We start from the raw sequence: 22754 nt of genomic DNA, 5'->3' as shown, positions 1-22754 counted from the left end.
TGCGTTAATCCACCTTCAGGTCCTGATTCTGATTAGCTAGGGCGGCTGATTTGAGCACGGTATTTTTAGAGAAAATACCTTTCTTGGCTGCACATATATGTGAATCTAATTCATACGAGGCTAATATCGTACAAAATAAATCGTCGTGGCTCAGTGCATGGTTTTGATACGATTTAATATCATCTAAACGATAATCAAAGTTTTGGCCCGCCCATACGATTACTGGCACATGCGTTTGCTCTTTAGGCGCCATCATGTATGGTGCAGCATGTAAGTAAATGCCATGCTCACCTAAGGACTCGCCATGATCTGAAACGTAGAGCATGGCCGTTTCGTGCGTACTGTCATATTTTTTGAGGAAATTAATTACCTCGGACAAGAAGTAATCTGTATATAAAATTGCATTGTCGTAGGCATTATCAATTTCCTGTTTAGAGCAATCTCTGAGCTCACCGGTTTGGCAAGCAGGTTTAAAGCGCTCAAATGCTTTGGGGTATCTGCGGTAGTATTCAGGGCCGTGGTTGCCCATTTGGTGCAATACAATCATCATGTCCTGAGATTTGTGCGCCTCTATATATTTATCCAGCCCGCTTAACATGCCGATATCTCTGCACTCACCCTCGCAAACCGGGTTAAGGGTAGGCGATTTGAAGTCCTCATATCTCACCCTGGTAGCCACGCCTTTAGAGTCTGAGTTGTTGTCGCGCCATAACACTTCGATACCATTTTTCTTTAGTACGTCTAACAAGTTCTCTTGTTCCAGTGCTTTTTCTTTATCGTATTTGCTGCGCCCTAATGACGAAAACATGCAGGGAACCGATACCGAAGTTGAGGTGCCGCATGAACTGACGTTGCTAAAGCTGACAACATTCTGTTTGGCGAGTAATGGATTGGTCTCGCGCTGATAGCCGTTTAATGAGAATCTATCGGCACGCGCTGTTTCACCCACCACTAATATAATAAGTTCCTTCTTGCTGGTGCTTGAGTCAATTAATACTGCATCTTCCGCTGTTTTATTGAGAGTTGGGTTACTTGGCGCTTTGGCTTGGTCTGTTAAGTATTTAATGGCCGAGTACACTGCATAGGTTGGGTTTGCGTAGAACCTGACGATTTTATGTTCACGTATAAACGAGCTGTAATCGGCGGTGAACGGCAGCACGAGCAGAATAATGCCTGCCAAGCAGAAGAAGATGGTTTTTAATCTGGATTTTAATTCTGATTTGAAGTTGCTAGGGGAGGGGAAGTACTTAACGATTAACCATGCCGGTAGCACACCCAATGCCAAAGTTCTGACGATTAAACTCATGGTGATTAAGCCAGCAAACTCATTTACACTGGTTTGCATGATGTTATCAATCATGACTGTATCAATAATGATACCTAAGTGATCCATATAGTAAGCGGCTTGCGATGCAATGACGACAAACAATGCCAAGATCCAGCGTGTAAATCTCCCGTGGCATATAGCTAGGAAAAAAATCGCGGTAAGTGCGCTAAAGAATAAAGCTAATGAAGTTAAAAATGGCACGTTGGCAACCGTCAGTGGGTATATGTGCACAATGCCGTGAAACAGAGCGAAGTTGCCTGTCAGCATGATGAACGCAGCAACTAACAATATTGCTTGTGTTTGATTCAGAAATTTTGGCAATACTGCCTGATTAGTAATTTCTGGATGCGTTGACTGCATAGTATGGTATACCTTGGCTTATAATATTTTTTAAGGTAAATGCAGTTAATGTGCCAAATATCTACTCTATTGATTTATATGGGAAATAGTTGGTTGCGGCTAGCGCTTGATGCAATAATTGCGTGAATTACTAAAATACATCAATCTGGCACTGCATAAATTGTAGGCTATTTATTGATGCTTGTTAGCGTTAGCGTGTGTGTAGATAAGGTTGAGTGATAGCGTTAATGGGCACCTAGAAGGCGCGCAGTTACTCAATTCTAGTGCTAAACTTGATTCTGTACGCGGTAAGTAAGGACGACCTTACTCATTTGATTGATTTCGGGACGACCCAATATTTTTTGTGAGGTATTAGTGATGAGTTGGGCGATTCTTGTTGCGGCAGGGTTGTTAGAAGTAGTATGGGCAATAGGCCTAAAGTATACCGAAGGTTTTACGCGATTATGGCCAACGGTGGTCACAGTGTTGGCCATGATACTGAGCGTTTGGCTACTGGGAATGGCAATGAAATCATTACCCGTAGGGACTGCGTATGCAGTTTGGGTGGGAATTGGCGCTATTGGCACGGCAATTTTCGGTATTTTGCTATTTGGTGAGTCCGCAAACTTAGGTAGGTTACTTAGTCTGTCACTTATCTTTGCTGGCATTGTAGGGCTGAAGTTAAGCACTACCATATAATCTTAATGGTCTAACTCCGTGTATGGTGCGATATAAATTGCGCCATACAAGTGAGTGGGATTTTATTTCTGAGCAGTTCAATAAAAAGCTAAACCTCCTTGAGGTTTAGCTTTTTTGTTTTGCGGCATACCTTAATCTAATCAAATAAGTAGCGATTTAATATTTATTTATGTAGAATGCCATTTTTAATTAATGATAATCGTTCTCATTATCATTTCTGTTAATAAGTTTTAATGGGATTCTAAAGGATATGTTATGCAGCGCTCTATCTTCCGCTTTACGCCACTGCACTGCGCAGTACTCACCGCATTAAGTGTCATGCCAGTATCGGTTTTTGCCGAAACAGCCACTGACACGCCAGCCACTCCAGTGTTGAATTTAAATCAAGATGGCACCAGCGCCAAGCAGGCTGAAACACTGCCAGAAGTTAGTGTGACTGAAACTAAATCTATTACGCGTGATTACCAGTCTGTGCGTACAACCACTGGCAGTAAAACAGAAACACCAGCCATTGATATTCCAGCCAGTATTATCAGCATACCGAAAGCAGTGTTAGAAGACCAAGGCTCCAAGGGTATGAATGATGCGCTAATGAATGTAAGTGGTGTACAGCAAAACTATGCGGGTGGCTATGGATTTGCCGATAACTTCAATATTCGCGGTTTGAATATGCGTTGGCTGCGAGATGGTGTTGTGGATGGCAGTACCCAAAATGGTTATTACCGCACCATGACGGATATTGAGTCTATTGAGGTGCTTAAAGGCCCAGGCTCAGCATTGTATGGCTCAAGCCAACCTGGTGGTAGCGTAAATGTAATTACCAAACAGCCGACAGATAAAACCATCGCTAAGATTGAAATGGGTGCCGGTAGTTTTGATACGCAACGCGTGTCTGGCGATTTTGGTGGTGCAGTGAATGGCGTAGCAACGCGCTTAAACGTAGGATATGAGCGTAGTGACGGCTTCCGTGGTTTAGGGCGTGAGATTACTGAAATCTTGCCTTCAGTGCGCTTTAATCTGAGCGATACGCAAACGCTTACGCTGGATTATGATTACCGAGACATTAAATTAACGCCAGATAATTACGGCGTAAGCTTTAATAGCAAAGGTGATTTAGTAACCGCACCTGGCCGCAAAGAGCGCCTTTATAGCCCGATGAATTATGTAAAGCAAGAGATTAACCGCTTTGCCACCACACATGACTGGAAACCTAGTGATGACTTTAAGTTAAAAACTTCACTGGTTTACGATAATCGAGATATTAGTTTCTTACGTAACGGAGGTGCAAACGTTGTAAACAACACCAACGTGATTACCGGTAGAAGCATTCGTAGCCAGGTTGATGATGCTGAATACCTAGACTTTACCAGTGAGGCTACGATGAAGTTTAATACCGGTAGCTTGGGGCATACTTTTCTTGCTGGGGTTGAGTGGCAAAATACGCAAATCGACAGTGTGCGTGTAGGTTACAACCTGCCTAATATCGCCAATGCCAATAACCCTGTTGTGCCAGAAAAAACGCTTAATGGTATTGCATCGGTAGCCTCACAAGGGTTTAACCGCCAATTAGATTCGACCACAAAGAGCATTTACGTGCAGGACCAAGTAAAAGTGACAGAGCAGGTGAAACTGCGTGCAGGTCTTCGTCATGACAATGTGGACTTTAGCGATAAAGGCGCCCAAGGCACAACCGCCTATCGTCGTATTGCCGATGAACAAAACCTGACCAGCCATCAGTTAGGTGCGGTTTACCAACCTATCCCAGAGCTGTCTTTCTATGCAGGGGTGTCACGCGGTGCGTTTATTAATATCGCTACGGAATCTGCAGCGTTAAGTACGAATCCTGAAAAATCGCAAAGCAAAGAAATTGGTGTGAAAAGTGTGCTATTTGATGGTCGTTTAGATTTAAATCTTGCGTTATTCAGAGCTGAGCGTAGTAATTACTATGTGACGCTACCAGGCACCTCTATCGCCACGCCAGATGGCAAAGACGAGACCTCAGGTATCGAAATCGATGCAATTGGCGCTATTAACTCTGAACTGAAACTGGTGGCCAACTATACGCATCTCAACCCTAAGAATATGTCTGACAACTTGGCAACCTTGGCTTTAGTGCAACCAGTGGCAACGCCAGTAAAAGGCAATTTGCCTACAGGTACATCGAAAGATTCAGGCCGGGTATGGCTAACTTGGCAGCCAACTTCTGCAACATGGCATGGTTTAGGTGCCGGTATCGGCGCTACGTATAAAGGTGAGTCATACGCAGATTCACTAAACCTATTAAAAGTGCCTTCTTATGTTGTTTATGATGCGTCTATCTTTTTACGCCAGAAAAAATGGGACTTAACGGTTAACTTCAAAAACTTAACTGATAAAACCTATTACTCAGTGCCTACATTTATTGGTGCCTTGCCTGGTGATGCACGTAGCGTGATGGCAACCGTACGATTTGATTTGAACTAAGATTAGGAGTCAACCATGAAATTATTGAAACAACTAATGATTGCAGGTCTATTACTGACCACGCTACCAGCATATGCACACTATATTTGGCTGGAGCCTAGTGGTAAACAAATGCACATGTATTTTGGCGAGTATGGTGAAGATTTACGTGAAGTGACAGGTGGCAAGTTGGATAATATCGCGATGCCAGAAGCCAGTGTAGTGAAAGGCAATAAGCTGGTACCTATTACGTACACACGTGAGGCAAATCATTTGGCATTGGCCGATTCCGGCAAGCAGCCAGTGGTAATCCAAGAAGTGAAAATGCAGGTGAAGGATTTGCGTAAAAACAATATTGGTGTGGTTAAGCCGATGTATTATGCGCGCTTTGCAGCGGCCGATAATGAGGCGGCTTCTGGTTTAGATTTTGATATTCAGCCATTAGGTGCAGGTAAGGTAAGGGTGAGCCTGCATGGCAAGCCTTTAGCAAAAGCCAAACTGGAAATCATTGCGCCCAATCAATGGATGCAAGAACTGCAGAGCAATGATGTAGGTGAAGTCACAGTAAAAACTCCGTGGACTGGTTTGTACGTTGTTCATGTGGTTTATGTGGAGCCAGTGCAAGGAGAGTATGGTGGCACGGCGTATGAAGGTATCCGCCATGTGGGTACCCTGAGTTTTATCAAGCAGTAAGCGCTTATTAACCTAGGCGGATTGTTAGGTGCTGATCTGATTATTTAGTAAACACCTAACTTTTTGGCGATTAAAATAAGCCTTATAAAGATAAGTTATCAAAACCTGCAACCGTTGGTTGCAGGTGTTTTTATTTTACGGACAGACTATGCAAGCTAAACCAATTTCAGACCATACCAAACGCGCTAACTTTATTCGTTTATTGCGCAAAATTCATGGCTGGCTGGGGCTTTGGGGCGCTATTCTCGGCTTGCTGTTTGGGATTAGTGGGTTCATTCTCAATCATCGTGCGGTGCTTAAGATTCCAGCTGTTAAGTTGGAAGCTTCTGAAATCCAGCTGAAGGTGTTGCAACCTCAGCCTAGCAGCACTGAGGAGTTGGCTTTATTTATTCAAAAGTCATTGAATATTCAGCATGAGCCGGTTCCAGAAAAACCAGCCAACGGCAAAGGCTCTGAGAAGGGTAGCGGCAAAGTGGCGCGTGTAAAGTTTTTGGATGCAGAGCTACCGCAGCCGCAAGCCTGGCAAGTCGTGTTTCAATTACCACAGGCCAAAATTCAAGCTGAATACATTGCAGGTAACCAGTATGCTACCGTCAAACGCGAAGATGCTAACGTATGGGGCTTTATTACGCGCATGCATAAAGGCGTGGGCGCTAGCCCTGCATGGGTGCTACTGGCAGATTCCATTGCCGGAGCGATTATTATATTATCAATCACTGGTGTACTGTTGTGGACAAAGATGCGTGGCTCACGGTTGGTGATGACAGGCCTGATGACTGGCTCTTTAGTGCTTACGGTATGGTTTACGCTAGCGATGATGTAGTGTTTGTACTTTAATCTGGTGCCTAGGGGAGGCAGAGTTCCGCGCCTCCCCTAGGCAGCTGAAATCATGAACCACAGGTGCGCTCCGCACATTAGTCTCTAGCCATTCCATCACTAGTTTTGCTTACTAGAAACTTATAACAAGCAGCGTTCAAAAAGACCGACTCCTTTACCCACGCAGCTTGATAAGGAATGCTGCTGTGTGATTAAGGGAACAATACGTGGTCAGTTGGCCAAGTCCCTTCATAGACGGCTTCGGGATGTCTTTTAATCAAGATATCGCGAATCTCCATGAGCCTGTGTAGGGGTACAGAAACAATCATCAACACTTTGCCAGCGTAAATTTGCTGTTTGTACGCCTCTAGCCTATGGTTAGGCACGCCTGTCGCCAAGGTGCCCGCCCAAATGGAGCTTGCCACGCCACCTATAAACATGGTGTAGGGAATGATTGCCGTTGACACCGGGCCGAACCACCATGGCACCATGATTGCCAATACCCCGGCCAGTGCCCCCAATACCGCACCTAGCAGCATGCCCACACTTGCGCAGAAAACGACTTCTGACCGTTCCAGTACGTTTGCCTCAGGCAAGTCTCCTAACGGCTTGTCTGGTCTAGCCAGAAAATGAATATGATTAGCGCCAATGCGCGCCAGCAATAATTCATTCATCATCACTTGCGCACTTTTAATGTCTGGTAACACGAAATAAAGTCTACGTCTCATCGCGTTCTCCTATGTGCCTCGCAGTTGGCGTTTAGCGTCGCTTAACCAAACTCAATATTAACAAGCTTAGTCATCTACACATAATCATCTACCGCTTTCAAACAACTGCTTGCACTGATTGCAATACTTTATTAACTTACCTTTTGATAAATCTGCTTTTTGGCTAAGTGCCTTGTCTATCAAGACTATCTCTAACGAAAACCCTTTAGCCAGATAACTGCTTGATTACCACGCTTGTACGCTAAAAAGTTGGTAGCTACGCCAATTGAAATCAGACCCTATTTACTTATCAAAGTTCTGGTCACAGTTGTTGTGCGGCGCGTTAATCGTCCTTTTGGGATACCCCAGAAAACGATAGGAATTTACAGTCTTTTTTATCTTTATCTGGTGCCGAAACACCTTTTCAACAGAGGTAAAACTGCCACGTAACAGTATCGGCAGAGCTTAGTGTTAAATGACCATGTAACGAAGGCATTCAAACCCTCTCACACAGGACTCGACATTGTGTGGGCTAATAAATTGCATTATTTGGCCTGATGCTGCCTGAGTAAGTGCTCGCACGGATTTACAAAGATTGTAGACCTTCATAGACTATCGCTGTTGTGGGCAACATCTGATTTAAAACTCTTTTGCGCGGATTGCCTCGTGTTATTCGTGTCTACCATGTAAGGAGAATCATAATGAAAAAGTTGGTCGTTGCGGCCATTTTTTCTGCCGCATTAATTCCAAATATTGTTCTTGCCGGCGGTAATCCCCATTTTATTGGGCCAGTTACTGCTAAATTTGCAGCACCCCCAGCTAACCAAGGCAGCGTTGACGTGTGCTGGAAAGAAGCTGGGGTCGGTAATAATCAATCAATCAGCTATCTGGCAAGCGCGCAAAGTGCAACCGCCACCTACGTCTGTGTCAACAACGGCGGTAACTGCCCTGCAGCGGCTAATAAAGTTAATTTCACAGGCCCTGTATCCAAATCAGGTTCGTTTTCTTCCGCTAAAAACGGTGCAATTAATGCCTGCCTAAGGATAGAGCCGCCATCAGGTGACGCACTGGATTGCCCTGGTCAAACCGTTACGCTATCTGAAGTGCGTTACTCAGATATTGGTGTGAAAGATACAACCAATAATATAGAAAAAATGACTGTATATATTAATGGCAATGATCTCTCAAAAACATTTGTGAGTTGTGGCGATTAAGCATTTTAACAGCCTGTTATTGAAAAAATCTACAAATCGCGTTGGGCCCAAGGTAGGGATTGGAGTGTGGTGGGAGCACATTACTTTGGGCTTGCTCTCTTGAGCCGCATTAACAAAAAATACCCAACTCAAATCAACCCCAAGTATCAATCACCAGCAACCATCCTGACGGTTACTAGATGGCATACTTAGGATAATTAATACCTTTCAGCATTAATTTTTTTAGGCATTGGTTTTATAATAGAGGCTTAATTCGTACCGGATTAAGCCTCTATCTCAATTAAAGCCTACTCATTTAAAAGGTATGTTATGTCTCACGTGAATCAAAACTCCCCGAAACTATTCGCTCGTTTAAATCGCATTAAAGGGCAAGTCGAGGCGCTTGATCACGCACTTAAAAATGGTGTGGCTTGTTCTGCATTCTTGCATCAAGTTGCTTCGGTGAGGGGGGCTATCGATGGCTTAATGTCAGAGGCGCTTGAAGGGCATATTCGTGAGCATTTAGGTGAGAATAGTCATACTTCTGAAGAGCGCCAACAAGATTTAGATGAAGTGATTAATGTGTTAAAAACGTATCTTAAATAAGCTTTACTTAGATTCTGCCTTACTTATATCCAGTCTCTCTTGGTTGATCTTTACCTAGATTAAATTCTACTTAGAATTAAGTTTTATTTTAGGTATAACTTAACGGCAATAAGACTTTTTTTACTTATCAATCGTTTACAAGTTTGTAAAACACTTATAAATTCCCGCCATCAGGTTTGCTGTATTGGCAGCAACCTATCATAAAAATATTGCTCGCTAAACTGTAGGCTAAATTCATCAATTCTAACCACTTGAAATATATGTGATTTCTTTACAGCACGAAAAATACTGTAAACTCTCATATAGGTATACCCCCTATGTCTTTATTGGGGCTGTATGAGCGTAACGAATATCAAGAGTGAAAGTATGGCATTTCAGAAAAAGTTAAGTATCACAAAGTCGTCTAAGCAAAATCATCGCCTTATCAATTTACTCAATGTCATGGTATTAAGCACGTTACCGGTGCCTATGGCGCAAGCAGCAGGTCTGCCCGCTACTGATGAGATAATCTTAGAAGAGATTGTGGTAAAGCAACAAAGCCAAGCGTTAATCGGTATCGCAGATAGTGCTAGTGAAGGCACGGTGACTGCTCAGCAACTTAAAGCACGGCCTTTGCTGCGTCCAGCAGAAGTGATGGAGACTGTGCCTGGCATGATCGTGACACAGCATTCAGGTGGCGGAAAAGCGAATCAGTATTTTCTACGAGGATTTAATCTTGACCATGGCAGCGACTTCGCAACCCATGTCAATGGCATGCCAGTTAATAATGTGACGCATGCGCATGGGCAGGGCTATATGGATTTGAATTTTTTAATCCCTGAATTGATTGGTACTTTACGTTACAGAAAAGGCGTTTATGCCGCGGAAGATGGTGACTTTGCCGTGGCGGGCTCTGCACGTATAGACTATGTGAAAACCTTGGATACGCCATTTGTCGATTTTAGTTTGGGGCAATATGGATACAAACGTTTCTTAGGCGCAGGCAGTCATAAATTTGACAATGTTAACTTGTTGGCGGCATTGGAATTGGTAGGCAATGATGGACCATGGGATCAATCAGAAAATCTAGTCAAACGTAATGGGGTGTTAAGGCTGTCATCTGGCAATGCCTATGAAGGTTACTCGTTAACTGCTATGGCTTATGAGAACAGTTGGACGGCTACCGAGCAAGTACCAGTAAGAGCGATTGAGAGTGGAGAAATCGGTAAGTACGGTACCTTGGCACCAACCGATGGCGGTAAAACGCATCGTTACAGCCTAAACGGTGAGATGGTTAAGTCCGATGAAAAGGGGCGCTGGAAGGCCAATGCCTATTTGATTGATTACCAGCTAAATCTTTTTTCTACGCCATCTGGCTTGCTAGATGGGCAGCATGAGCAGGCGGATAAACGTTTAACCTGGGGCGGTCAGGTAGCGCGTGAGCAAGATATTCGCTTGGCGGGTAAAAATTCTATTTTGGACTTAGGCTTACAGCTTAGGCATGATCGTATGTCTGAATTAGGCTTATATCAAACTAGCAATCGTGTGCGCAATAGCACAACACGTAGTGATGCAGTTAATCAAACCGGTTTAGGCTTATTTACTAATCTCAATACGCAATGGACTGACTGGTTGCGCACCAATGTCGGCTTGCGTTGGGATGGCATAAAATCTGAAATTAACAATAAGGGCGGTGAGTTTAATATCAATAATGGTGGCACGGGGCGTGACCATCAGGTGAGCCCTAAACTTGGCGTCGTATTGGGTCCATTTGATAAAACAGAGTTCTATGCCAATTGGGGGCACGGTTTCCATAGTAACGATGGCCGGGGCAGCACGGCAACGACCAATGCGGTTGATGGCTCATCATTACAACGCATCCCATTGATAGCAAAAGTTGTTGGTAGTGAGGTTGGTGTTCGCACTCAATTTCTGCCTAACTGGCATAGCAGTTTAACCTTGTGGCAGGTGGCATTAGACTCAGAGCTGGTGTATATCGGTGATGAAGGTGTTACCGAGCCGAAAGGAGGCTCTAAGCGACGTGGGGTTGAGTGGTCTAACTACTACAGTCATGATGGTTTGATTTTAGATGCCGATGTCGCAGTTTCGCATGCTCGTTTTGATACCAGTAGCAATGGCGGCAATAGAGTCCCCAATGCCATTCCTGTTACAGCATCGTTAGCTGTTACTCACGATACTGGTGGCAAGTGGTTTGGTGGTGTGCGTGCCCGTTATTTGGGTGCCTATCCATTAGAAGAAACCGGCACACTTAAATCCAAGGCCTTTTGGTCAACTAATATGAAGTTAGGTTATCGATACGATAAACATATTCAGTTCAGCATAGATGTGTTGAATATATTTAATAGCACCGCGAACGATATTGAGTACTTCGGTGCAAGCTGTAGCCGTGTAGAGGGTGCCGGTTGCGGCGGTGGAGCAGGTATAGATGGGCGTCTAATACATCCTTTAGAGCCACGTAGTGTAAGGCTGGGGCTACGTCTTAGTCTTTAATTAATATCACGCCCATCAGTGATGGGGTAAAGCAACAAATTCTATTTCGCGGCTGCTGATTAAATCACAGCCGCGATTTTTTTACAGCGAGAGCTATAATTAAAATGTACCAATAGATCAGCTTTAGATAAGCACTAGTTTTCTTATTTGGCGCGCCCGAGATGATGAAACTGGGCATTGGGAAGCAGAGTTGTTATTTTCTTGATTGACTCACTGGTTCGGATGAATTTGGTAACTGGATTTAGCTTGTTATGATGTTCTGAAAGATATTTATCTTACTCGTTGCAGACATTTTAAACTGCCTATCAGGAATTCTAAGTTGGCTTTATAGTAAATGACAACGTTATGTTTTTGTTTCATCTGCCGTTCGTGTAATCACTGACTCAATTATTTTTTCTATTACATCATACGTTACCATAAAAAACTCGCGACTGTCGCTTAAACGATATGGAGTAAGCATCATATGAACATCCGTTTCCAATTTCTTTGCATTTGCATGTCGCCATTTTTTTATGACGACAAACGCCAATGGTACGCCTGTCGCTGAAGAGAGCTGTTGAGCTCGCTCGTTAGAGTCACCAGTTGTAAAACCAACCTTAAATATTTGTTCCTTCATGGCAGGGCAACGCATCACATATAACTCGCCCATATCTGATTGAGGTTCAGCGCGTTCAGCTCTAGCCTTTTCTTCGACCCTATCTGATGCTTCTAAATACTGGGCAATTTTAAGTTTGGCTGCACCCAACGAGTCTTTTAAAAATATCGTTGTTGCGGTAGGTCCGATGGGCTTCCATTTACTAGAGGAGGCAACCCATGTTCTTCCAAGTACACTGTTGCCATGCCTATCAACACCAAGCTGATTGTCTGTCAGCTTTCGCCAATGTCCTTCCGTTTCTATTTCGTACTGAGGCAAATTTACCATCGTAATGGTTGAGGTTGGCGCGCTACTATTGGTTTCTAAAGCTGGTATCACAGTATAGTAACCACTTAAGCCTTTTCCTCCTTTTTTCTTTGTAACCCGTCTATTAGACTTGTTTGTAGCTTCTTTGTTTATCGCTAATCTTGTATTGAAGTACCTTGGCAGTTGTAACAGACCTTCAGCCAACGAAAATAAAACTGCTGAACGATTAAACCGCTCGGCCATAATTGAGAGAATATTCTCTCTAGTATTAGCGTTACTAATGGTTTCAAAAACCTCTGGGTCATCGCAAATCACATCAAATGAGTTCTGATATTCAGCGAGATAACACCGAGATAGATGCTTGTTTTCCCTTATGTCAAATTCGCCAGCAATAATTGTTCTTAAATGCGTCTCAGTTCCCTCCAAAGGTATTGGTTTTCCTAGGTGAGATTCATTTTTTGATAAAATTTCAGCTATAAACGCTCGCTTTGCCAAAGGTATTTCATTCAGCTTAATTTCAGACTCGTCTGAACATTTAACTTCCCATTCATAGTCGCTAAATGCTTCGCCTCCTATAAGGTACCAATGAAGCGAATTTCTTCGCCTAATAATAGAAAAACCAGCAATTACGAACTCTCTTCCTTCTCCGTTCAAGAACGAAATGTCCGTGACCATTCCGCTAGTGGCGAAGTGGAATATCTGATCTTGTGGTAGGTCTAAAAGCGAAGAAACATCAAAACCATCGCTATCGTCTGAAGTGATGTACTCAAAATAATCTTCAGCCTGAAAAAGATGATTGAATTCTTGTTCTATTTCCACATATGGAGCTACTTGTTCAAATAGCTTGATATGAAGAAAAGGTTCAAAGTAATTAAAACTGATTGGTTGTGTGTATATGCCAGATGATGCGTACCTATTGGTATATTCAATCGCCATTTGGTGAAGAATCTTATCTGTTGGGAATTTTGCTCCAGACTGAGATAGTTGCCTTAATACTCGATAATATTCCTGTGCTAATCGCTTGCTATTCGCAGCTAACTTTCTTCTTTCTTTACGAGGTAGGCTTGCAATTAACGAGTGGTTTCCCTTTTCACTCATGAAGCGCCGATGATCCATCCCTGCTATTGGATGTATTTTTTCGAGCTCACTTAAGCGAGTTTTTTTATTCGACATTATGACCCAAAATTAAAAGCTTGGAAGGTAATAAAACCCCATAAAATTGGCTAAGAAATTAGCTACTTATTTAGCAACAGATTCTTCCCCGTCTATGTAACACGGGGGGTGCTATAAATACATGACCTAAATACTAGCTGATAAATCATAAATAGAATAGCCAGCAAATAAAGTAGAAACGTTTGCAGAGACCCAAAGCTAAGTTACTTGCTGAAGGTTCTGCTATAGCAAAAAGCTACTTAAATTGATTAGTGGATGAATTGTAGAGAAAGGTAAGACTGCTGCTTAAACAGGAAGTCATGGTGCGTTAGCATATGGCTAACAATAGGCAATGAAAAAAAGGGTTAGCCGTTAAGCTAACCCTTTTTCTTTTATGGTGCGCCCGAAGAGATTCGAACTCCTGACCGCTCGGTTCGTAGCCGAGTACTCTATCCAGCTGAGCTACGGGCGCGAAAGCGTGCATTATACTAGAAGTTTTAATTTTTACCAGTAAAAAAATAAAATATTTTAAACTGATAAAACTTGGCGGAGAGCGAGGGATTCGAACCCTCGATACAGATTTAAGCCCGTATGCTTCCTTAGCAGGGAAGTGCCTTCGACCACTCGGCCAGCTCTCCGTTTACTTCTTAACTACGCTTGTTACGAGGGCGTGATACTACGCTAAACGCTTCTAAAAATCAACGTTAACTTGTAATTATGCTGCTTCTAATTCAAAAGCTTTGTGTAGAACGCGTACAGCCAGCTCTAAATACTTCTCATCGACTACTACCGCAATCTTAATTTCAGAAGTAGAGATCATTTGAATGTTGATGCCTTCTTCTGCCAAGGTGCGGAACATCAGGCTTGCGATGCCTACGTGTGAGCGCATGCCAACGCCTACGATAGATACTTTAGCAATTTTGTCATCGCCATTAATTTCACGTGCACCGATGTGACCTTGCACTTTGTCGCGCAAGATACTGAGGGCTTTGTTCATTTCATTTTTATGCACAGTGAATGTGAAGTCGGTAGTGCCATCTGCGCCTGTGTTTTGGATGATCATGTCCACATCAACATTTGCTTCAGCCACTGGGCCTAGAATCTGGTAAGCAATACCAGGTTTGTCAGGCACCCCTAATACAGTGATTTTGGCTTCGTCGCGGTTAAAGGCAATGCCAGAAATAACGGGTTGTTCCATTGTATTTTCTTCCTCAAATGTGATTAGTGTGCCTTCGCCTTCTTCTTCAAAGCTGGATAGCACGCGTAATTTAACTTTATATTTGCCTGCAAATTCAACTGAGCGGATTTGCAGTACTTTGCTGCCTTGTGAGGCTAGCTCTAGCATTTCTTCAAACGTGATTTTTTCCAGGCGGCGCGCTTCAGGCACTACGCGTGGGTCAGTGGTGTAAACACCATCTACGTCGGTGTAGATTTGGCACTCATCCGCCTTTAATGCAGCAGCCAGCGCTACGCCTGTGGTATCAGAGCCGCCACGGCCGAGCGTGGTGATATTGCCATCAGCGTCTACGCCTTGGAAGCCCGCAACCACCACTACATAGCCGTCATCTAGGTCTTGTTTAATGTTGTGCTCATCAATGCTCAAGATACGTGCTTTGGTGTGAGCGTTGTCGGTCAGGATTTTGACTTGTGAGCCTGTGTAGCTTTTCGCCTTGATGCCAAGTTCCATCAATGCGAGTGCAGTCATGCCTATCGTTACTTGCTCGCCTGTGGCGACCATCACATCCAGTTCGCGTGGGTCCGGATCCGGCATGATTTCTTTAGCTAATGAAATCAGACGGTTGGTTTCACCTGACATGGCGGAAACAACGACGACAATTTGGTGGCCTAGCGCCTTGTAGCGGGCAACGCGCGCAGCAAGGCTTTTAATACGCTCAGGGTTAGCAACAGAGGTGCCGCCGTATTTTTGTACAATAAGTGCCATAAAAGTTCTTTTAACCTTATTAACTGTTTTAACTGTGTTTAATTTATTTAACTGTTCAAGTTTACCAACAGCAAGTGCTGTTAAGTGAAGCCTGTCGTACATTTTCTAGTATTGGGCTAGCTTGATGCTGCTAACTCAGATACTAGATATTTAATTTAGTTTGCTAGCCACCCAGTCATTTACGCTAGCTAGTGCTTGCGGTAGTTGGCTGGCGTCGCTGCCACCTGCCATTGCCATATCTGGCTTGCCGCCGCCTTTGCCGCCAACTTGGCCAGCAACAAAGTTAACTAGCTCACCAGCTTTAACCTTGCTGGTTAAGTCCGCAGTAACACCAGCAGCCAGGCTTACCTTGCCATCGCTTACGCTAGCTAGCACAATCGCTGCAGATTTTAACTTGTCTTTTAGCTTGTCCATCGTCTCACGCAGGGCGTTGGCATCTGCGCCGTCTAATGTGGCGGCCAATACCTTAACGCCTGCAATTTCAACGGCTTGTGTTGCTAAGTCATCGCCCTGTGAAGAGGCTAGTTTTGATTTTAAGCGCGCTAGCTCTTTTTCCAGTGATTTGGCATGGTCGCTAAGTTGCGCTACTTTAGAAGCTAACTCATTAACCGGTGCTTTTAAATCATTAGCTAACGCCGAAATCAATGTTTGTTGTGCGTTAATCAGCTTTAATGCGCCTTCGCCTGTGGTTGCCTCAACACGGCGCACACCAGCGGCAACGCCACTTTCAGACGTGATTTTGAATAGGCCAATGTCACCGGTACGGTTGACATGAGTGCCGCCACATAGTTCGCGGCTGCTACCGATATCCAGCACACGTACTTCATCGCCGTACTTTTCGCCAAACAACATCATGGCGCCAGTGTTCTGTGCTGACTCAATATCCATCACGCGCGCTTGGCATGCAGCATTGGCTAAAATTTCTGCATTGACGATTTGCTCAACTTTTGCAATCTCGTCATCGGTCATCGGTGCCGTATGTACAAAGTCAAAACGGGTTTTGTCTGTATCGACTAATGAGCCTTTTTGTTGCACATGCTCACCTAGCACTTCGCGCAATGCTTTGTGCATCAAGTGCGTGGCGGAGTGGTTGCGCATAGTGTTGGTACGCGCTTGCGTGTTTACGCGTGCGCTCACTTGCTCACCTACGCTCAATGTGCCGGTTTTTAGTACGCCGTGATGGCCAAATACGGTGGCCTGTATTTTTTGCGTATCTTCTGCTTCAAAAATACCGTTGGTGCCGCGCAGTTCACCGCAGTCGCCAATTTGACCGCCAGATTCTGCATAGAACGGGGTGTTGTCGAGTACCACTACACCGACTTCACCTTCAGTCAGTTTAGTTACGGCTACGCCATCTTTATATAAGGCGGTCACAGTGGCGCTGGTTTCCAGCTTGTCATAACCGTGGAAGTTGGTGGCGACACCGTCGTATTCCAAATTGGCAGTCATCTTGAACTTGCCTGCAGCACGTGCTTGCTCTTTTTGGCGAGCCATTGCTGCATTGAATGCATCGGTATCAACTGCTACATTGCGCTCACGGCAAATATCCGCGGTTAAATCCAGCGGGAAGCCGTAAGTATCGTGCAGTTTGAATGCAGTCTCACCATTGAACACATCTTTGGTGCTGGCAAGCTCAGATTCTAAAATCGCCATGCCGTTTTCAATGGTTTCAAAGAAGCGGTCTTCTTCTTGTTTTAGAATTTCAGTGATGCGTGCTTGGTTGCTTACCAACTCAGGGTAAGCGTCGCCCATTTCCGCCACTAAATCCGGTACGATTTTGTGGAAGAATGCACTGCGTACACCTAGTTTGTAGCCGTGGCGAATCGCGCGGCGGATAATACGGCGTAGCACATAACCGCGGCCTTCGTTACCTGCAATCACGCCGTCTGCGATTAAAAAACTGCAAGCACGGATATGGTCAGCCAGCACTTTAAGTGACGGGATACTCAAATCTGCCGTTTTGGTTTCGCGTGCTGCTGCTGCGATTAAAGTTTGGAATAAATCGATTTCGTAGTTAGCGTGCACGTGTTGCAGTACGGCTGATATACGCTCCAAGCCCATGCCGGTATCTACGGATGGTTTCGGTAGCGGGTGCATCACGCCGGCTTCATCGCGGTTAAATTGCATGAACACGTTGTTCCAGATTTCGATGTAACGGTCACCGTCTTCATCTGGGCTGCCTGGAGGGCCGCCAAAATGGTGTGCACCGTGGTCATAGAAAATTTCGGTACATGGACCACAAGGGCCAGTGTCGCCCATCATCCAGAAGTTATCTGATGCGTAACGTGCGCCTTTGTTGTCGCCGATGCGAATAATGCGTTCGGCGGGTACGCCAATGATGTTATTCCATATGGCATAGGCTTCGTCATCTTCAGCGTATACCGTGACGGTTAACTTGTCTTTAGGCAGTTTAAATACTTCTGTGAGCAATTCCCATGCGTATTTAATGGCATCTTCTTTAAAGTAGTCGCCAAAGCTAAAGTTGCCTAACATTTCAAAGAATGTATGGTGACGTGCGGTATAGCCTACGTTCTCAAGATCATTATGTTTGCCGCCAGCACGTACACATTTTTGGCTGGAAGTGGCGCGTGTATATGGGCGTTTATCAAAGCCTAAAAATACGTCCTTGAATTGGTTCATCCCTGCATTGGTGAACAGTAGGGTAGGGTCGCCGTGCGGTACTAGTGAGCTTGAGCTGACAATTTCGTGGCCTTTAGATGCAAAGAAATCAAGAAAGGCCTGACGGATTTCGTTGCTGCTAGGGGTGCTGCTAAGTTGTATGGTCATAAAGTTTAGTTTTAATTGCTGGTTTAATCGTTATCATTAACGGTTAGTATTTTTTTTATCAATTCAAAGCCAAAGCCACGGCTTTGTAAAAACCTCGCCTGCTTTGCCCACTCTTCGCGATTTTGTGGATAGGCCTTGAATTTCTTACGCCACACTTCTGTGGCGTTATCTAACTCTGTTGCTTTTAATGTTGCTACCGCATCCGTAATTAATTGGTCTGAAATACCTTTTTCACGTAACTCATGCGCTATCTTGGCTGTGCCAAACTTGGCTTTTCTCGCGTGAACAATTTGCTCAGTAAACCGCTGGTCAGAAAGCCAACCTCTTGCTTTAAAGTCATCCAGCAGTGCCGCAATGTCATCATTCTCATCTGCGTAAGCTTTTAATTTTTTGCCAAGCTCGGTATATGAGTACTCGCGCTTGGCTAAATAGTCTAAAGCGCGCTGCCGCAGTGACTTAGCGGCAAGCTCTTTAGTCATCCTCACCGCGCGGTGCAGCCATTCCTTCGTTTAGAGACTTGGCATTGGCACGGATTTTAGCTTCAAGCTCGGCTGCAATTTCCGGATGCTCGCGCAAGAACTCTTTTGCATTTTCTTTACCTTGGCCAATTTTCTCGCCGTTATAGCTATACCAAGCACCTGCTTTTTCAATCAGTTTGATATTGGCGCCGAGTTCGATGATTTCGCCAAATCGTGAGATGCCTTCGCCGTACATGATGTCGAACTCAGCTTGTTTGAACGGAGGCGCTACTTTGTTTTTAATCACTTTTACGCGTGTTTCTGAGCCAGTGATTTCATCACCTTTTTTGATTGCGCCAGTACGGCGAATATCTAAACGTACAGAAGCGTAGAATTTAAGCGCGTTACCACCGGTGGTGGTTTCTGGGTTACCGAACATCACGCCGATTTTCATACGGATCTGGTTGATGAAAATCACCAAAGTATTGGTACGTTTGATGTTGCCGGTTAGCTTACGTAACGCTTGGCTCATGAGGCGAGCTTGCAAGCCCATGTGTGAGTCGCCCATTTCGCCTTCAATCTCTGCACGTGGGGTTAGTGCTGCCACCGAGTCAACCACTACGATATCTACAGAACCTGAGCGTACCAACATGTCGGCAATTTCAAGTGCTTGTTCGCCGGTGTCTGGCTGTGAAATTAATAAATCAGGCACGTTTACGCCTAATTTAGCTGCGTATTGTGGGTCTAGTGCATGTTCTGCATCAATAAACGCCGCTACGCCACCTAGTTTTTGCATTTCTGCAATGACAGACAGTGTCAGTGTGGTTTTACCTGAAGATTCTGGACCGTAGATTTCGATGATACGGCCACGCGGTAAACCGCCGATGCCTAAAGCAATATCAAGACCTAGTGAACCAGTGGAAACGGCTTGAATATCTTCGCCGATATCACTGTCACCCATGCGCATGATAGACCCTTTGCCAAATTGTTTTTCAATTTGTGAAAGTGCGGCAGAGAGGGCTTTGGCTTTATTGTCATCCATTGGGTTTTTACCTTTATTTTGAAGTGCTTAAATTAGCTTTCAATTATTCCATATTTTACAGTTTAGCGTAAGTCTCATAGGCGTTTAAGCACGGGTATTTATGGCAACCATGCTGAAAATAATAATCTTGTGTTTGAAGTCAACGGGATTGGTTGCGATTCGTTAAGTACAAGCGTAGTTGTGTAATGTTAAGGAGAGCAACAATGAAAGTACTTCGTTCACTATTGGTGGTATTGGCGCTAGGCGCTGCCACTTTATCTAGTGCACAAGCGCGGGATTCTGTAAGTTTCGCACTTAATATTGGTGGCCCTGGCTATTATGCTTATCCAGCCGCGGTGCAGTATGTAGCTCCGCCAGTGGCTTATTATCCTGGCTATAGCGTTTATTACGATACAGCACCATATGCCTACCAATATTATTACCCTGCAACTGTGTATCGTGGCGGTTACGGTTTCTATGGAAACTATTACTCTGGGCGTCACCACCATCATGGAGATGGTCGCCACGGTGGTTATCGCAGATAGTCCTCTGTTAGGCGAGCCGAAATCAGCCCAGCCTAAAGTTAGCCTCGCTTAAAGTTGGGTAAGCTAAATTAGCCGCTCAATCAGGCTAGCTGTTCAGCAAGTGCCTTTAACAGAAAAGACGTAGCCTGTTGTCTGATTGCCGTACGATCGCCGGTGAATACTTGGGTGCATGTGGACATGGGTAGGTTTGTGCTTAGCCATGCGAAGCATACTGTGCCTACGGGTTTCTCTGCGCTACCGCCACTAGGGCCGGCAATGCCAGTGATGCTACCGGCTATCTGTGCGTGGCTATTTTTCAACGCGCCAATTGCCATTTCGGCTGCAGTCTGTTCGCTTACTGCGCCATAGGTTTCTAAGGTGGCGGCAGAGACGTTAAGCATTTCAATTTTAGCGGCATTGCTGTAAGTCACAAATCCACGATCAAACCAATCTGAGCTACCGGCTACGCTGGTAATGGCTTGTGCCGCCATGCCGCCGGTGCATGACTCTGCCAATGTGAGCATATAACCGCGTTGCTTGAGTGCTAGGCCGAGCGTGCTTGCTAAACTTGCGTGATGATCCATGCTAAAGCCTTTAGACTAAATATGGCGTAAATCGCTGCTAGCAGATCATCTAACATTACGCCTAAGCCGCCTTTCACTTTGGCATCGCATTGGCGGATGGGGAATGGTTTCCAGATATCAAATAGCCGGAATAGTAAGAATGCGGCTAACCACCATTGCCATTGGTAGCTGGTGAAAGTGAGCACTAACATTATGGCGACGATTTCATCCCAGACAATACTGCCATGGTCGGATACCCCTAGCGCTTTGCCAGTCTTATCGCAGAAGTAAATACCAGCCAAAAACAGCAGGCCAATGATGGCTAGTTGTGTGGTGAGTGTGTGGGCGTGGATGAGCCAGAATAGTGGTAGTCCCACGGCTGTACCAAAGGTGCCAGGGGCTTTTTTAGCCAATCCACTACCCGCGCCCAGCGCTAAAAAATGCGCTGGGTGTGAGAATAATAATTTACAGGTGGGATGCGTGTTAGCCAAAATGATCAAACCCTTTGCTGGAGAGGTCTACCGTTTGTTGATGGTGCTTAACCACCAAAGTGGATTGTGCGGTAGTTTCACCAATTAAGCTGAGAGATAACTGTAACTGCTGACTTAGTTGCTGAATGTGCTGACGCTGCGATTTAGGCGCAGTGAACAGCAGTTCATAATCGTCGCCCCCGGCCAGTATGCATTGCTGAATAGCGCGGTCATTTAAGTGGCTACGTAAATAATCGTCACAGTGGATATTTTCTAGTGCAAGCTCTGCACCTAGATTTGAGGCTTTTAGGATGTGACTGAGGTCTGCCGTTAAGCCATCGGAAATATCAATGCAGCTATTGGCGATACCGCGCAGTGCCAAGCCTAGTGCCACACGAGGTGTCGGCATCGTTAACGCGGTCAGGCAGTGTGTTGTGGTTGGTTCGGCAAGGGCAACTTTACCTTGCAGGTGGGCCAGACCAAGTGCGGCGCTGCCTATCGTCCCTGACACCCAAATATCATCGCCGGCTTTTGCGCCACTACGCTGAATGGCTAGACCCAATGGTACTTCACCCATGATTTGCACGCTAAGGGTGAGTGGGCCTCTGGTGGTGTCGCCGCCAATCAATTCTACGTTGAATGCATCTGCGCATGCAAAGAAGCCTTTGGAGAACTCAGCCAGCCAAGGCTCGTTTACTTCAGGTAAAGCAATTGCGAGGGTTGCCCATCTGGGGTTCGCACCCATCGCTGCCATGTCTGATACGTTCACGGCTAGGGATTTCCAGCCTATGCTATAGGGTGCAGCATCATGAAAGAAGTGAGTGCCTGCTACCAGCATGTCGGTCGAAATTGCTAATTGTTGCCCTGACCTCACACGCAGCAAGGCTGCATCATCGCCCACCCCTAAGTCAGCATGTTGGCTAGGGCGGGTAAAATATTTGGCAATTAAATTAAACTCAGACATGTGCTAATCAATTAGGCTGCAGGTGCAGATTTTGGTCTGAATGCTTTAACAATCGCTTCATTGGTTTCGATTCTCGGCATGGGGCTTTCTGGCGTGGCAAGCAGGTCTATACAGTATGGCACCGCAGCAAAAATGCCATGCACCAGCGTGTTTCCCGCTTCATCTTTTAGGCCTTCCAGAGTCTGCGCTATTGCTTTGGGTTGACCTGGTAAATTGATAATGAGGCATTGCTTACGTGTGACTGCAACTTGTCTGGATAGAATAGCAGTAGGAACAAAATTGAGGCTAATCTGGCGCATTTGCTCACCAAAGCCTGGCATTTCCCTATCGGCAACTGCTAGGGTCGCCTCTGGTGTTACATCCCGTAAAGATGGGCCAGTGCCGCCAGTGGTCAAGATCAGATGGCAGCCTTGAAAATCAACGAGATCAATCAGGGTAGATTCAATTTCGTCTTGTTCATCCGGAATCAAGCGCGCTTCCAGACTAAAGGGTGAGGTCAGGGTTTGCGTTAGCCATGCACGCAGGCTAGGAATGCCTTTGTCTTCATACTCACCGCTGCTTGCACGGTCGCTAATTGAAACTAATCCGATTTTAATGAATTCTTTGGTCATTTCTGAGTCACTAGTACTTAAGCAAGACTAAATCATACCATTACCGCGC

Annotated in this window: 19 protein-coding genes and 2 tRNA genes; 8 read left to right on the top strand and 13 right to left on the bottom strand. The window is 45.0% G+C overall.

Features of this window, described 5'->3' with window-relative positions; all coding sequences use genetic code 11:
* Nucleotides 1-4: 4 nt before the first annotated feature.
* On the bottom strand, nucleotides 5-1687 hold the full coding sequence (locus tag MMOL_RS09715) for a phosphoethanolamine transferase (protein WP_015832854.1): 1683 nt from the start codon (nucleotides 1685-1687) through the stop codon (nucleotides 5-7).
* A 357-nt stretch (nucleotides 1688-2044) separates the two neighbouring features.
* Between MMOL_RS09715 and sugE the strand changes: the two genes are divergently transcribed.
* From sugE to MMOL_RS09695, 4 genes are all read left to right on the top strand, one after another.
* Entirely contained in the window at nucleotides 2045-2365 is a 321-nt protein-coding gene (sugE, locus tag MMOL_RS09710) for a quaternary ammonium compound efflux SMR transporter SugE (protein WP_015832853.1), read from the top strand.
* Nucleotides 2366-2620: 255 nt separating this feature from the next.
* Nucleotides 2621-4828: a TonB-dependent receptor gene (locus tag MMOL_RS09705; RefSeq protein WP_015832852.1), complete on the top strand. Its 2208-nt coding sequence runs from the start codon at nucleotides 2621-2623 to the stop codon at nucleotides 4826-4828.
* A gap of 15 nt (nucleotides 4829-4843) precedes the next feature.
* Nucleotides 4844-5500: a hypothetical protein gene (locus MMOL_RS11955; RefSeq protein ID WP_015832851.1), complete on the top strand. Its 657-nt coding sequence runs from the start codon at nucleotides 4844-4846 to the stop codon at nucleotides 5498-5500.
* A 148-nt stretch (nucleotides 5501-5648) separates the two neighbouring features.
* The gene (locus MMOL_RS09695; protein ID WP_015832850.1) at nucleotides 5649-6323 is read left to right on the top strand and encodes a PepSY-associated TM helix domain-containing protein; all 675 of its coding nucleotides are present in this window, start codon (nucleotides 5649-5651) and stop codon (nucleotides 6321-6323) included.
* A 205-nt stretch (nucleotides 6324-6528) separates the two neighbouring features.
* Here MMOL_RS09695 and MMOL_RS09690 read toward each other — a convergent pair whose 3' ends face one another.
* A complete protein-coding gene (locus MMOL_RS09690; RefSeq protein ID WP_015832849.1) occupies nucleotides 6529-7044 on the bottom strand; it encodes a hypothetical protein in 516 nt (171 codons plus the stop codon).
* Nucleotides 7045-7724: 680 nt separating this feature from the next.
* Between MMOL_RS09690 and MMOL_RS09685 the strand changes: the two genes are divergently transcribed.
* From MMOL_RS09685 to MMOL_RS09675, 3 genes are all read left to right on the top strand, one after another.
* A complete protein-coding gene (locus MMOL_RS09685; protein ID WP_015832848.1) occupies nucleotides 7725-8237 on the top strand; it encodes a hypothetical protein in 513 nt (170 codons plus the stop codon).
* Between the two features lie 309 nt (nucleotides 8238-8546).
* The gene (locus MMOL_RS09680) at nucleotides 8547-8822 is read left to right on the top strand and encodes a metal/formaldehyde-sensitive transcriptional repressor (protein ID WP_015832847.1); all 276 of its coding nucleotides are present in this window, start codon (nucleotides 8547-8549) and stop codon (nucleotides 8820-8822) included.
* Nucleotides 8823-9188: 366 nt separating this feature from the next.
* Nucleotides 9189-11312 carry a TonB-dependent receptor gene (locus MMOL_RS09675; protein ID WP_015832846.1) on the top strand — a complete coding sequence of 708 codons (2124 nt, stop codon included), beginning with the start codon at nucleotides 9189-9191 and terminating at the stop codon, nucleotides 11310-11312.
* A 343-nt stretch (nucleotides 11313-11655) separates the two neighbouring features.
* Here MMOL_RS09675 and MMOL_RS09670 read toward each other — a convergent pair whose 3' ends face one another.
* From MMOL_RS09670 to recA, 7 genes are all read right to left on the bottom strand, one after another.
* Complete coding sequence (locus MMOL_RS09670; RefSeq protein WP_015832845.1) at nucleotides 11656-13386, bottom strand: GIY-YIG nuclease family protein; 1731 nt, start codon at nucleotides 13384-13386, stop codon at nucleotides 11656-11658.
* A gap of 374 nt (nucleotides 13387-13760) precedes the next feature.
* Nucleotides 13761-13837, bottom strand: a tRNA-Arg gene (locus tag MMOL_RS09665).
* 72 nt (nucleotides 13838-13909) lie between these two features.
* Nucleotides 13910-14003, bottom strand: a tRNA-Ser gene (locus tag MMOL_RS09660).
* 77 nt (nucleotides 14004-14080) lie between these two features.
* Complete coding sequence (locus MMOL_RS09655; RefSeq protein WP_015832844.1) at nucleotides 14081-15307, bottom strand: aspartate kinase; 1227 nt, start codon at nucleotides 15305-15307, stop codon at nucleotides 14081-14083.
* A gap of 150 nt (nucleotides 15308-15457) precedes the next feature.
* Entirely contained in the window at nucleotides 15458-18094 is a 2637-nt protein-coding gene (gene alaS, locus MMOL_RS09650; RefSeq protein WP_015832843.1) for an alanine--tRNA ligase, read from the bottom strand.
* Between the two features lie 23 nt (nucleotides 18095-18117).
* Complete coding sequence (recX, locus tag MMOL_RS09645) at nucleotides 18118-18573, bottom strand: recombination regulator RecX (protein ID WP_015832842.1); 456 nt, start codon at nucleotides 18571-18573, stop codon at nucleotides 18118-18120.
* Nucleotides 18566-19594 (bottom strand): recombinase RecA, encoded by a 1029-nt coding sequence (recA, locus tag MMOL_RS09640; protein WP_015832841.1) that lies wholly within the window; start codon nucleotides 19592-19594, stop codon nucleotides 18566-18568. Before recA ends, recX begins: the two co-directional genes overlap by 8 nt.
* Nucleotides 19595-19797: 203 nt before the next feature.
* Here recA and MMOL_RS09635 point away from each other — a divergent pair, with 203 nt between their 5' ends.
* Nucleotides 19798-20118 (top strand): hypothetical protein, encoded by a 321-nt coding sequence (locus MMOL_RS09635; protein ID WP_015832840.1) that lies wholly within the window; start codon nucleotides 19798-19800, stop codon nucleotides 20116-20118.
* A gap of 80 nt (nucleotides 20119-20198) precedes the next feature.
* On the opposite strand, the gene MMOL_RS09630 is transcribed toward MMOL_RS09635, so the two are convergent.
* The 4 genes from MMOL_RS09630 to mog are packed head-to-tail and all read right to left on the bottom strand — an operon-like array spanning nucleotide 20199 to nucleotide 22705.
* Complete coding sequence (locus MMOL_RS09630) at nucleotides 20199-20681, bottom strand: CinA family protein (protein ID WP_015832839.1); 483 nt, start codon at nucleotides 20679-20681, stop codon at nucleotides 20199-20201.
* Nucleotides 20660-21151, bottom strand: coding sequence for a phosphatidylglycerophosphatase A family protein (locus MMOL_RS09625; RefSeq protein WP_015832838.1), 492 nt, complete (start codon nucleotides 21149-21151; stop codon nucleotides 20660-20662). The genes MMOL_RS09630 and MMOL_RS09625 overlap by 22 nt, the downstream gene beginning before the upstream one ends.
* Entirely contained in the window at nucleotides 21144-22094 is a 951-nt protein-coding gene (thiL, locus tag MMOL_RS09620) for a thiamine-phosphate kinase (protein ID WP_015832837.1), read from the bottom strand. Before thiL ends, MMOL_RS09625 begins: the two co-directional genes overlap by 8 nt.
* Before the next feature lie 11 nt (nucleotides 22095-22105).
* Complete coding sequence (gene mog, locus MMOL_RS09615; RefSeq protein WP_015832836.1) at nucleotides 22106-22705, bottom strand: molybdopterin adenylyltransferase; 600 nt, start codon at nucleotides 22703-22705, stop codon at nucleotides 22106-22108.
* Nucleotides 22706-22754: the final 49 nt, after the last annotated feature.

Origin of the sequence: Methylotenera mobilis JLW8, from assembly GCF_000023705.1 — a bacterium.
GTDB classification, from domain to species: Bacteria; Pseudomonadota; Gammaproteobacteria; order Burkholderiales; family Methylophilaceae; genus Methylotenera; species Methylotenera mobilis.
The sequence above is the reverse complement of the archived record's forward strand: the minus strand, read 5'-3'. Positions and strand labels throughout refer to the sequence as shown.